We start from the raw sequence: 12,711 nt of genomic DNA, 5'->3' as shown, positions 1-12,711 counted from the left end.
AGGATTCCCATCCTCACTGGTGACGATGCGGAAAGGATTCCGCGAAGACAAACGGCCCGGAAGGGATTCCGGGCCGAGCGGGCAATTCTCAAGCATTCATGCCTGATTCGCCATTATGGCTGGCCCCAGAATCCGTTCTGGGGCCTCCCCGCTTGAGGATTCCCATCCTCACTGGTGACGATGCGGAAAGGATTCCGCGAAGACAAACGGCCCGGAAGGGATTCCGGGCCGAGCGGGCAATTCTCAAGCATTCATGCCTGATTCGCCATTATGGCTGGCCCCAGAATCCGTTCTGGGGCCTCCCCGCTTGAGGATTCCCATCCTCACTGGTGACGATGCGGAAAGGATTCCGCGAAGACAAACGGCCCGGAAGGGATTCCGGGCCGAGCGGGCAATTCTCAAGCATTCATGCCTGATTCGCCATTATGGCTGGCCCCAGAATCCGTTCTGGGGCCTCCCCGCTTGAGGATTCCCATCCTCACTGGTGACGATGCGGAAAGGATTCCGCGAAGACAAACGGTCCGGAAGGCGTGCTCCGCTTGCGGCTCCGGGATCGCTGCGCACGCCTATGACTAACCTCGGGAAGCGTATCAGGGATTCCGGGCCGAGCTGCTCACGCTCACCTCACTCGGGCAATTCTCATGTCTTCATTCCTGATTCGCCATTCCTCGCACGCTATCCCGCAGGGCCGCAATGACCCGATCGACCGCCCCTGGTGCCGGGTCGCTCAGCATCGGCAGGAACACCAAGTCGCGGTGCAGTTGCTCGGCCATAGGGAAGTCGCCCTCGCGGTAGCCTCGCCAGCCTTCGCATAACGGTCCGCGGCCAAGGGTGAAGATATCGAAGCCCTGCGCGAACAGCGGCAGCCGGTGGAGCAGTTGGTAGGTGCTCCCGCCGGCTGGTATGCCTTTCGACTTCAGCTTCTCGATCAGCTCTCCGGCGGGCCGGCCGCCGAGCTCGTCCGGCCGATAGTGGATCGGGAACGCGTAGTACCCGCCGCGCACGGAACCCTCGGACGTCGGTACCGGGGCCACGCCCGGCAAGTCCTTCAACGCCGCCTCGACCGTTTCGACATACTGCCGCCGCCGCTCATTCAACCCGGCCAGCTTGCGCAACTGCACCAGGGCGATGCCGATGCCCAGCGGATGTGCCCGCGTTTTCATTCCCAGACCGAGCGGCTGATGCTTCTGATACGAAGCGGTCTGCAGGTCCATCCCGGCCATGCGGTTGACCTGCCCCAGCAGGCATGCGCGATCAAAGATCTCGACGTTGTTGGTCGCGAGCACGCCGCCTTCGCCGCCGCTGACCGGCTTGGTGCCCTGCAGGCTCCAACAGCCGACGTGCCCGATCGACCCGACCGGCCGTCCCTTGTACGTGGCTCCGTGAGCGTGCGAGCAGTCCTCGAGCACCGGCACACCCGTCTCGCGACTGACGGCCATGATGGCGTCCATGTCCGCGACCCAGCCCCACAGATGAACCACGACAATGGCCCGCGTGCGCGGCGTGATTCTCCGGCGAACGTCCGCGGGATCGAGTTGCATGGTCAACGGGTCCGAGTCGCAAAAAACCGGCCGTGCTCCCAGAAGCAGTGCCGGGCTGATCGAGCAGATCCACGTGTACGTCGGGCAGATCACCTCGTCGCCCGGCCCAACGCCCAGCCCGAACAACGCGCTGTAGATCGCGAGTGTGCCGTTGCAGGTGGTCAGGCAGTATTTCAGGCCGGTCATCTCGCGCCACACCTGCTCGAACTCGCGCACCACCGGCGTCCCCCCCGACAGTTCATTGCGCAGCACCATCTGGTAAGCTTGCCGTGCTTCTTCCTCGCCAACCTGGCGCCAGCGATCCAACTCGCCGCCGGCGTCGGTTTGACCGGTCTGAACGAAGACCGGAACGTCGCCTTTGCACCCGGAGTGTGAGGCCATGTTCATTGCTCGCCGTTCACCATTCATCATTCCGCCTTCAGCCTACGATCGTTTTGCGAAAGCCTCAACCGCCTGGCCCACCGCCAACAAGCTGACATCGTCCAGTTCCGTCGCTCGACCATCAACCAGCCGCGCGATCATCGCATTGACGATCACGCGGATCGCGCCCAGGCGCCGTGCCGACGAGCCAAGGGCCTTCTCGACCTCGCACAACGCGGTCAGCGAGTGATCGGCATCGGAGGCCCCGGAGGTGTACAGTTCGTCGAGCAGAACCGCCTCAGCCCGCTCGATGGCACTTCGCACCCATTTTCGCAACGGCGGCTCCTGGGGCAGAATTCGATACAGCATGGCCAGGGCCCGCAGAATAATCGCGTGATACACGGTTCGGCAGTTATGGCGGTCGAGCCAGCGGCCGGCCGGCAGTTGCCCCGGCAGAATGCCAAGCACCGTTTTCTGTATGGCCGGGGCACGAAAGTCCTCACGGCCGACAGCTTCAACGCACCGGGCCAAGGCCCAGACCGAAAAGGCGTTGTAGTTCCAATTCGGCACGACCGGCCGTTCGACCGCCCAGCGGCAAGCCCGCTCGGCGGATTCGCGGTACGCCGTCGTCTTGAAGTGCTCGAATGCCGTCAACATCGTCACCGCGCACACACCGTTGTCGAACTGCAGGCCGCCGTCGCCGAAATCGTCGATGATCCAGCCGTCCTGGAACGCCTCGGGGTGTTGAGCGTAAAGCGACTGCAGCGGCGGCGAGAAGTGCGGATGCCAGCCGCGCACATCGGGAAAAGGGAACAAGCCATTCGGTTTTTGCACTGAAAGCAGGTAATCGAGACCTTCCTTTACTCGTTTGCGGATTGCCGCCTCGTCGCCGAAGCCCTGCCGCATCGCGGCGATCCCGCCGATGATGACGTAGGCCGTCTGACGCAGCAACGTGTGGCGCACCTCGGGATGATCCCTTGGCAAGCCCCAGCGGCCATCTCCGCTGTATGCCTTGTCCGCGGCAGCCCAACCGGCGGTCCACAAACGTCGTAACCGATCCGGCGCGACAGCGACGTCAGGATTGGGGGAACCGGCAAACCGCGGAGCCGTCTCGGGGACGGTCGCCCACTCGCCCAGAGCCTCGTGCATTCGGGCAACGGCGGATTCAACAGCATTGGCGTCTTGTTGGAGCATTGCCTTCGCCAAGCCGCGTCGAGCCGCATCGACCTGCTCGCGAACCTCTGGAGGCTCAGGCACACCTGCTGCGGGGCGAGTTGTTGTCATAAGATTGCTCCGCATCCACGAACCGCAACAGACGATGTTCCGGCCGGCGCCCTTTGACACATGAAATGCCCAGACCGGCGTCAGGTGATGATACCCCCGCGCCCAGAATGCACAACCAACAAGGCGCGAACCAGCCGAACGCAGGCGAGGGAAAGACTGGGCATGGGACGGGCTTCGGCTTTCGGCCGGCTGTCGTCAGTATTTGTAGTAATCCATGATGTTGAAGTAGTTCTCGACGAACCAGCCGGGACCTACGAACGTTCGCGTATCCATGTACTTGGCTTCGGCATGGAAATCGAGGAACAGCGCGTTGTGCACGGAGAACCGACCGTGCCAGCCCATCCGCTGCTGCTTGTGAACAAGATCCATGTACATAGGAGCATCTTCGACAAGCACGATCGATGATGGGGAAGGGCGTCGCCGGCCGGGGGGCTTGTAGCGATTCCACGGGTTCGTGTAGTAGCTGTTGCCACAAAGATAGTGAACAGGCAACTGGCCCACCGGATTCTCAATCATGGGGTCGCCCACGTCGGCGGGACACTCGAACAGCGGTGTCGGCTGGTCCAGCCCCGTTCCGCGGTACAAGTACCTGGTCAACGGACGACCGAGAACCTCCGGCTTGGGCGGATCGTTCTCAACGTCATGGATCCAAGCCGCCCGCTTTCCGCCCCAATGACAGTTCGACCAAGGGAACGGTCTTCTGCCGGGAGCGGGCTCGCGCACCGTCCCGAGCGTGCTGTCGATGTACCACAACTTGTCTGCCGGTCCGACGGGAAGCCAGCCGTGGTAGTCGCCCTGGTAAAGCTTCATCGCCGAGCCGATGCTCATCAGGTTGGACAAGCACACCACCGATTTGGCGTTCCGGCGCGCTCCCTCCAGCGCGGGCAGGAGAATAGCGACCAGCAGGGCGATGATCGCGACCACGACGAGCATCTCGATCAGCGTGAAACCACGATGGCCAGAATGAGTCCGCATTGTCCACTCCGCCGAAGGGTGGGGTATGCGAAATGGAGCTCGCACGAACACCTTGAGTATAGCACGTGGCACGGGCCAGGGCAAGGGGCCTGCGATGAGGGGCTTGTGCAGGGGCCGGTGACAGAAGCGGCGGCACTCCTTGCGGCTGACCCGGTTGTGGTGAGCGCAAGCCGAAAGCAGAGCGCTTCAGCGGTCTTTACTGAAGGGCAAATAGGCCAGTCGTTTTACGACTGGTTCCCGGTCGGCCAATTCCCCCCCTTACTGTGTTATCCCATCGAGGCCGTTTTAACGGGCCTGTCCTTGTCCGGTAAGCCCGTTGAAACGGGCTGAGACCACAGAAAGGAAGAAGAACCGCGGGCGACCACCAACCGGCCGCATCACGGCCGGCCTTTGGCGGCCCCCCCTGAACGGGGTTGATCGCCCAACCTGGACCGGTCGGCATGCCCGCCCAGACTGTCACGCACCCCTTGTGCAGCGCGGCAGTGAAGGTACACTACGGATCGTTCTTTCAGACGCGCGTCGGAAAGCATCCACGCGAGAATGACCCATAAGCTCTGACAGAACGGAGGAGACGCACAAACATGCGAAGATCACATCTGATTCTTGTGGCGGTCACGGCCTGGAGCGTGTCTTTTGCGGGGGCACAAGCCACGGATGACGCACTCAAAGACTACACCTGGTTTCTGAACAAGCTGATCGATCTGGATCATCTCGTCGTTCTGGAGCACGGGCAGACCTGCAAGCAGTTCTCCAGCTATGACCGGGCATCCAGGTACGACGAGGCCTCCGACCAGTATGTGAAATGGGATGCCAACGGCGATGCCGGCCACTACCTTCGCATCGACCCGGCCACCGGCGAGGGAGTCATGGCCGAGATGGAAGGCCCGGGTTGTATCTGGCGGATCTGGTCGGCGAACCCGCAGGGGCGGATTCGCTTCTACTTTGACGGGGCGGAGAAGCCCCAGCTTGAGCATGAATTCAGCGCACTATTCACCGGCAAGGTTACCGGTTTCCCCAAGCCGCTTGTGTGGCAGCGACGCACCGACGTGGGGGGTGATAACCCGGCGTCAAACTGCTACGTTCCCATTCCCTACGCCAAGAGTTGCAGAGTAACCGCCGACAAGCCCGTCAACCAGTACTACCATATCGGATATACGACGTTTCCGAAGGAATGGCGGGTCAAGACCTTCAGCCTGGAGCACACGCCGGCCGAGGAGATCGTCTTCCAGAGGGTGTGCAAGGCGCTGGCAAACTGTGGCGTTGATCCTCAACCGGTTCAGAACGCGCTCACCATCGAAAAGAACACCACCTTGGTTCCCGGCCAGCCCATACCGGTGGCCGATCTGAAAGGCCCGGGGACCGTGCGTCAGTTCCTGACCAAGCTGACCTCTGAAGAGCGCTGGGCCCGTCGAAAGGTCTTGCTGCAAATCTTCTTCGACGGCGATGCGGCGCCGGCGGTGGAAGCGCCGATCGGCGACTTTTTCGGAGATGCCTGGGACGAGGCGTCATACAAGAGTTTGCCGCTGGGCATCACCGACGACCTGAACTACTGCTATTGGCGTATGCCCTTCGCCCAATCGGCGCGTTTTGTGGTCACCAACCAAGGCCGCAGACCCGCCCAACTCCGCACCCGGATCGTTTACCAGCAGGGTGGGCCGCCGGCCGGAGCCGCTCGTTTCCACGCCAAATGGCGCCGCGATCCGGTCAGCAAAGACTTTGACTACCCCTTCCTGGAATGCGCCGGTCCAGGACGATTCGTGGGCGCGGCTCTCTTCATCGATAACATTGCCGGCGGCTGGTGGGGCGAAGGAGATGAGAAAGTCTGGGTGGACGGCGAGAAGTTTCCGTCAACCTTCGGCACCGGCAGCGAGGACTACTTTGGCGATGCGTGGGGCATTCGCCATTTTGCCAACGCCTTCCACGGCTGTCCCACCCCCGGCGAGTTCGGCCAGCGTCGCCGGCAGTCCTGTTACCGCTGGCACGTCGCGGACAGCATTCCTTTCGACAACTCCTTCAAGATGACCATCGAGAATTATGCAGCCATCACCAAGCCACCGATCCCCAACGACTACAGTTCAATGGCCTATTGGTATCAGGCTGCCGGGGGTAGCGACTTCTTCACCTCGACGCCCGTCGAGTCGCGCATCCCACAGGGGCCGCGTCACGCCAAGGGCATCGATGCCGAAAACATGATTGCCGCCGACAAGCCGCCGGTCGGCGCGGAGATCGTTACCGACGACGACTTACCCGAACAGATGTCCTTTGGCAAAGGCCTGAAAATCAGCGGCCAAGCCGGAACCACCGTGCCGATCACCATTCCCGCGCCGGACGACGGGCGGTTCTCGATCGAAGCCCGGCTAGCGAGGGGCGTGAAGGCCTCCGACTTTGAAATCCTCCAAGACGGCAAGCCGATCGGCGAATGGGTTCGTTTGGTCAAGGGGCCTAACACCCTCAGTGTTCGCCTGAGCGGCAAGCCGGTAGAAGGTGATCGCTGCTGCGTCATCCTGGATTTTTTTATCCTCGAGCCTTACCGCAATTTCGTTCGCAACTGGTACCTCATGGGACCGTTTCCGAACCCCAGCAAGATGGGTACCGACCAGACCTATCCGCCGGAGACGGAGCCGTTCAAGGCGGACCAGAGCTTTTCCGGCAAACGCGGCCCCGTTGGCTGGAGAAAGATCCGCGTTCCCAGCGGGCTGATGGTGTCAGACGACAAGTATTTCGAGGACGGCGAGTCGTTCGTTTTCTATGTTTACACCGAAGTGATCTCCCCGGACGACCGACAGGCCACGGTTTACGCGGGCAGCGACGACGGGATCAAGGTTTGGATCAACGGCGATCTGGTGCACACGTGCAAGGCGGACCGGGCCCTTCAACCGGATCAGGACCGCTTCGACATCCGTCTCAGGAAAGGTCGTAACACGGTTCTTATCAAGCTCATACAGAACCAGGGCCAGTGGGGGCTGTCCTTCCGCATCGACGACCCGGCCGACGAGTTGCAGTATGTTGTGCCCTGAGTTCATTCCGCATCTTTGCCGATCCGTTCCGGTTCGCACCATCCTTGCAGGAATCGGGCGTCATCGATTTCTCCAGGCTGGATGCGGCGGGTATGACTTTGCCTCGGTCGTCATCTCGGGTGCTTCCTCGTTGGCCGGAGTCCGGACGCGACTGCCCGCACGGTTCTCGACGCGAGAGCCGCCCGTGGCCCGGCTGCCCGTCAGGATGGCAAAGCGGACAGAATCGGCGGAAGGATCATGATGCAGGGTCCGGACGAGAGCGCCGGTGCGTCCGAGTCAATCGTCCAAGCGGTCATCCCATCTCTCGCCAGACTTGCCTCCAGTCGGCCGCCGGTTTGCCGAAGCGGTCGAGGTATCGCTTGAGCACCCGCAGCCGGTCGGTCCGGCTGACGTGTGGACACTCTCGCAGGTCTGCGCTGAGTCGAATGAGCGCGGGGAGGTTGGCGAGCGGGTCGCGAGAGCGGGCCTGGCGGAGGTCGAGGTATCCGCTCAAAACCACAACGGGCTTGTCGGCAGAAAACCGGCTAAGACATATGGTGAGGTCCGAGGCCTTCAGTTTGTCGTAAACGAAGCCTTCCTCATCGAGCTTGCGGAACAACGCGCCGATTTGGCCGGCGATGCCGGCCCTGACGCGATGCCGCTCCTGGGGCGGCAAGCCCCTCGTCTGTTCCTGGATGAATTCGTGCAGCGATCGTGCCCCTGGGGGCTTCTCGATGAGAACGAGAGCGTATCGGAGCAAGCCGCAGCATCGCCTTTCGCAGACGGCCAAGGGGCGTGCGGCCGGGATGCCCCGGTTGAGCAGGGCGTTGGCTGTTTTCCAGAGTCGCATCTCGGGAGACGAGAATAAGACGTGTTTCAGTTGCCGGCCAAGGGTAGGGCGCCTGCCCAGGAGGACCACCGGGATGGACTTGCCGTCTTCGAGTTCCAGATCGAATGAACCCCGGGCGTGTTCACTTCTGCTTCTGCGGCAGATTCTGTCTGTTCCCGGGGTGGAAAGCACTCTCGATGCCAGTTGCCCTCGCCACCACCGGCGTGTCAACGGCGTCTTGGGGACCGCCGAGCCCGGCGTCGTCTGTTTGGTCCAGAGGAACACGCGGGCTCTTGTCCTGCGGTCGAGACGGAGGATGCCGAATCGCCGGCCGTTGCGAAGAGCCTGGCGGTCGCGTTTGGCGGCCTGGGCATTTGCATGAATCCGTGCTGCGTGCTCAAGTTCTCCGACGAGCCTGCGCCGGTCTTGAATCAGGTTCAGGTCCGGCCGGAGTCGCCCGCGCCACGCCATGTAAGCATGGAGAAACCGCATCCGGTCGGTCAACGAGGCGTTGAAGCGGAACCAGTTGCCGAAGGCGGCCAAGTTACGGATGGCCCGGCGATTACTGAGGCGACGGCGGATGGAAACAGCCTGCAGGTCGACGAAGCAAGCGCCATACCTGCCGTCACCGTACGGGAAGACCAGAATGTTGCCGGCATGCAGGTCTGTGTGCACGAAGGCCCCGTGATGTGCGCGTGCGATCAGCTCAGCCACGGCGTCGATGACCGCGTTTCGGTCGTTTCTTCGCAACGAACTCCCGATGCCGGCTCGAAGCCACCAGGTGTCAAGTTGTTCGGCATCCGGCGTCTCCATTGTGATGAAGATACTTGCCGGTTCGCGCCCGTTTGTTGATCGCCACGCCGCGGCCACGGGCACGACGGTGGCGATTCCACACCGGATCGCGTGCTCGGCCGCCCGCCACTCGCGCAGGCTGTCAGGGCCGAGGATCAGACGTCGCAGACGGTCCAACCAGGTTACCGGCCGGGCGATCTTGGCGAACACCGCGCCGCAGTCTGTTTGGACACGGAACACGTCTCGAATCTCATTGCTTTTGAACAGTCTCGCGCGGGGGTCGTTTTGGAGATCGAGCCAGGAAGGGCATTGCGATGATTCGAACAGAGCCAGCCAGTCCGAGCGGATTCGCCAGTGCCAGTCGTCGATGCGGCGGCGGATCCATTCGTGGGGCTCGACAAGCTCTCTGTTCGGCTTGACGCGTGGGGCGATGCTGGCTGAGGCTGGCTGGTCGGTCATCGCCATCGAGGTCCGATGTTCACGCAACGGCCATGCGATTGAGCCGGTGCTTGATCTCGCCGCCCACGATGGTCATCACCGCACGGCCGGTGACTTCCCACCCGTGGAATGGACAGTTGCGGCTCTTGGAGCGGAATTGGTTCACGTCGATCATCCAGCGGCAATGCGGGTCGATCAGCGTCACGTCGGCGTCGGCCCCAACGGCCAGCGTGCCCTTACTGATTGAGAGCATTTTCGCCGGGCGGACCGTCAGTCGGTCGATCATGGCAGGCCAGTCCATCAGGCCCGTCTCGACCAGTGCCCTGATGAACAAGGGCAGGGCCGATTCCAGGCCGATGATCCCGAACGGGGCGGTAAGGAACTCCAGTTCCTTTTCCTGGATTCCGTGCGGGGCGTGGTCGGTCGCCAGGCAGTCGATCGTGCCGTCGGCGACGCCTCGCCGGCAGGCCTCGACATCTTCCATCGTTCGCAGCGGCGGTTTCATCTTGAAGTTCGGGTCGTAGGTGGCGCACTGATCTTCTGTCAGGACGAGGTGATGGGCGCATACCTCGGCGGTCACCGGCAAGCCGGCGGCTTTTGCCTGGCGTACCAGCTCAACGGCCCTGGCGGTGGAGACGTGGCACACGTGGTAGCGGGCTCCGGTGGCACGGATCAGCGTCAGGTCCCGCTGGAGCATGAGTTCCTCCGCGATGGGGCTGATGCCGGGGAGGCCAAGCCGGACGGCCGTGGCTCCGCCGTTCATGACGCCGCCGCCCACGACATCCGGATCCTCGCAGTGCTGGAGGATCGGCTTGTCGAACATTCGAACGTAGTTGAGGGCCTGGATCATCAGTTGCGTGTTGGCCACACCGCTTCCGTCGTCAGAGAAGGCCACCGCGCCGGAGCGGACCATCTGACCCATCTCGGCGAGCTCCTTGCCTTGGCGGTCTTTGGTGATCGCGCCGACCGGGTAGACGTTGCAGGAGCCGACCCGTTGCGACTGGTGGTAGATGAATTCGATGGAAGCTTCGTCGTCGAGAGTCGGCTTGGTATTGGGCATACAGGCCACGGAGGTGAATCCGCCCGCGACGGCCGCTGCTGTTCCGGTCTCGATGGTCTCTTCGTCCTCGTCGCCGGGTTCGCGAAGGTGGACGTGAACGTCGATCAGACCTGGGCAGACAATCAGCCCTGTTGCGTCGACGGTTTGAGCGCCTGGCGCGTTCAGGTTGTGGTTCATTCCGGCGACCTTGCCGTCGGCCAGGAGCAGGTCGGCGATCTTATCCAGGCCTGAGGCCGGGTCAATGATTCTTCCGCCCTTGATGAGGAGGGTCTGTGCAGCCATGGGCTTCCTCTGAAGTTGGGTGGCTCGTTCTCTACCGCACGACCCAACGGGACGGCGGCCGGATGATTGTACCCGAACGGGGCGAGGGCCGGCCATCCCGGGCGGGCGGTTCCTGACAGGAGGTTCCGGGGCGATTAGACTGAGCCGCCTGAAGGTGCAACCGCGTACTGAGGATAATGTGCGATGTCTCGTCTTGTTTGGGCTTTCTTGGCGGCATGGGTGGCGATGGGATTGACCATGACGGAGGCGGTGCTATCGGGTGAGCCGACCACACAACCGGCTCCGGTGCCGGCTTCGGGCCAGACTCTCCGGGATTTGCGGGCCTACCTCCTGCGTCGAGCACCGAAGTTCGTCGCCCCGAGCGATCCGGGCGAGTGGCTCCCGCAGGCCGAGCAGATTCGTGAGAACGTTCTGAGGAATGTCATATTCCGAGGTGTGCCGCAGCAGTGGCAAGAAGGTCCGGTCAGGATCGTGTGGCAGGAGACGCTGCCGGGCAGGGGCTACAAGATCCGAAAGCTCAGGTACGAGGCGGTGCCGGGGCTCTGGATCGGGGCATTGCTGTACGAGCCCGAGGGTCTTACGGGCAAGGTTCCGGCGGTACTCAATCCGAACGGGCATGTCGGCAAGCCGGGCATGACCATCGACTACAAGCAGGCTCGGTGCATCAACCTGGCGAAGCGCGGCATGCTCGCACTGAACTACGAGTGGATCGGCATGGGGCAACTGGACGGCCCGGGCTATGCGCACGGCAACGCCTCGCACCTGGACCTGTGCGGCCGTGCCGGCTTGTCGGTCTTCTACCAATCGCTCAAGCGCGGGCTGGACGTGCTCTTATCTCATCCCTCGGCCGACCCGGAGCGGACGGCTGTGACGGGCCTGTCCGGCGGCGGCTGGCAGACGATTGTTTTCAGCTCGCTGGACACAAGGGTCAAGCTGTGTGCTCCCAACGCCGGTTACTGTGGCATTGAACGGCGCATCTGGGAGACCCGTGACATCGGCGACCGTGAACAGAATCCGCCCGACCTGGTGGCTATCGCCGATTACCCGGTGCTGACAGCCCTGCTCGCCCCGCGTCCGGCCCTGCTCATCTACAACGCGAACGACGATTGCTGTTTTTACGCAGCGACCGCCCGCTTGTCGGTGTTCGAGCCGGTTGCACCGGTGTATGAAATGCTCGGCGTGGGTGATCACTTCGCTTTTCACGTCAACAGCGATCCGGGCACGCACAATTACCTCAAAGACAATCGCCAGGCGTTTTACCGTTTCATTAACCGCCATTTCCTCCCGCCCGATCAGCGCAAGGATGAGGAGATCCCCTGCGAAGATGAGATCCGCAAGCCGGAGGAATTGAAGATCGAGTATCCGCCGGATCATGCGGACTTCTACAGTCTGGCGGCGGAAGCGATGCGCGATCTGCCGGCAACAAAGTGCCCGGCCGGGGCCGAGATTGCGCGGAAGCAATGGTCGGACAAGACGCGCGATGCTCTGGCGAAGGTCGTGCGAGCGGATCTGACTCTCAGGACCAGCCCGGTAGTGACGAAGCTGTCGGTGAGCACCATGCCGGTGGGGCAGACGCCTGGAACTGCCGTCCATTTGCGCCTCGGAGGCCAGTGGACGCTGCCGATGGTCGAGTATTCGCCAACGAAGGGTAGCCCGACTGTTTGCCATCTGATCGTCGCGGATGGCGGCATCGGAAAGACACGTGAGGTCGCAGCGACGGCACTTGGACGCGGCGAACGGGTGATTGTGGCCGACATACTGTTGACCGGTGAGTGCGTCCCGGGAATCACAGGTACGTGGCAGTTCGCCCAAATGATCGATGCCGTCGGTGCCCGCCCGCTGGGGATACAGGCGGGTCAACTCGATGCGATCATTGAGCATCTTGCCTGGCGGTACCCGGGCGAGGTGTTACACGTGACGACGATCGGCCGGGTCTCGGGTTTGGCGGCCCTGACGACGGCCGCGTTGACGCCCGGACGCCCGGCACGACTGACGCTCCAAGATATGATACCCAGCCTGAAGGACCTGATTACCGGGAAGGTCTCTTGGAACAGCGCTCCGTCGCTGTTCTGCTTCGGCTTGTTGGAGGTTGCCGACGTGCCCGAGCTGATTGAACTGGCCAAGCCGACCCAGGTGAGCATGCAATGAAGACAC

The 12,711-nt window shown here is 62.5% G+C and carries 7 protein-coding genes; 2 read left to right on the top strand and 5 right to left on the bottom strand.

The annotated features are described in order from the left end of the window. Positions 1 to 647: 647 nt before the first annotated feature. The 3 genes from PLL20_01730 to PLL20_01720 all read right to left on the bottom strand — a co-directional run bounded on the left by PLL20_01730 (position 648) and on the right by PLL20_01720 (position 4,160). Positions 648 to 1,922, bottom strand: a complete 1,275-nt coding sequence (locus PLL20_01730) for a DegT/DnrJ/EryC1/StrS family aminotransferase (protein ID HPD28686.1) — start codon at positions 1,920 to 1,922, stop codon at positions 648 to 650. Positions 1,923 to 1,964: 42 nt separating this feature from the next. Then, positions 1,965 to 3,185 carry a hypothetical protein gene (locus PLL20_01725; GenBank protein HPD28685.1) on the bottom strand — a complete coding sequence of 407 codons (1,221 nt, stop codon included), beginning with the start codon at positions 3,183 to 3,185 and terminating at the stop codon, positions 1,965 to 1,967. 195 nt (positions 3,186 to 3,380) lie between these two features. After that, positions 3,381 to 4,160 (bottom strand): type II secretion system protein, encoded by a 780-nt coding sequence (locus PLL20_01720; protein ID HPD28684.1) that lies wholly within the window; start codon positions 4,158 to 4,160, stop codon positions 3,381 to 3,383. A gap of 581 nt (positions 4,161 to 4,741) precedes the next feature. Between PLL20_01720 and PLL20_01715 the strand changes: the two genes are divergently transcribed. Continuing rightward, complete coding sequence (locus PLL20_01715; protein HPD28683.1) at positions 4,742 to 7,177, top strand: DUF2961 domain-containing protein; 2,436 nt, start codon at positions 4,742 to 4,744, stop codon at positions 7,175 to 7,177. A gap of 292 nt (positions 7,178 to 7,469) precedes the next feature. Here the strand turns inward: PLL20_01715 and PLL20_01710 are convergent, their stop codons facing one another. Both PLL20_01710 and PLL20_01705 read right to left on the bottom strand, forming a co-directional pair. Then, entirely contained in the window at positions 7,470 to 9,236 is a 1,767-nt protein-coding gene (locus PLL20_01710) for a lipopolysaccharide kinase InaA family protein (protein HPD28682.1), read from the bottom strand. Between the two features lie 19 nt (positions 9,237 to 9,255). Beyond that, entirely contained in the window at positions 9,256 to 10,557 is a 1,302-nt protein-coding gene (locus PLL20_01705) for a dihydroorotase (protein HPD28681.1), read from the bottom strand. Positions 10,558 to 10,740: 183 nt separating this feature from the next. Here PLL20_01705 and PLL20_01700 point away from each other — a divergent pair, with 183 nt between their 5' ends. Next, positions 10,741 to 12,705, top strand: coding sequence for an acetylxylan esterase (locus PLL20_01700; protein HPD28680.1), 1,965 nt, complete (start codon positions 10,741 to 10,743; stop codon positions 12,703 to 12,705). The last annotated feature ends 6 nt before the right edge of the window (positions 12,706 to 12,711 follow it).

The organism is Phycisphaerae bacterium, from assembly GCA_035384605.1.
Taxonomy (GTDB): domain Bacteria; phylum Planctomycetota; class Phycisphaerae; order UBA1845; family PWPN01; genus JAUCQB01.
This window is presented reverse-complemented; position numbering and strand designations above follow the sequence as displayed.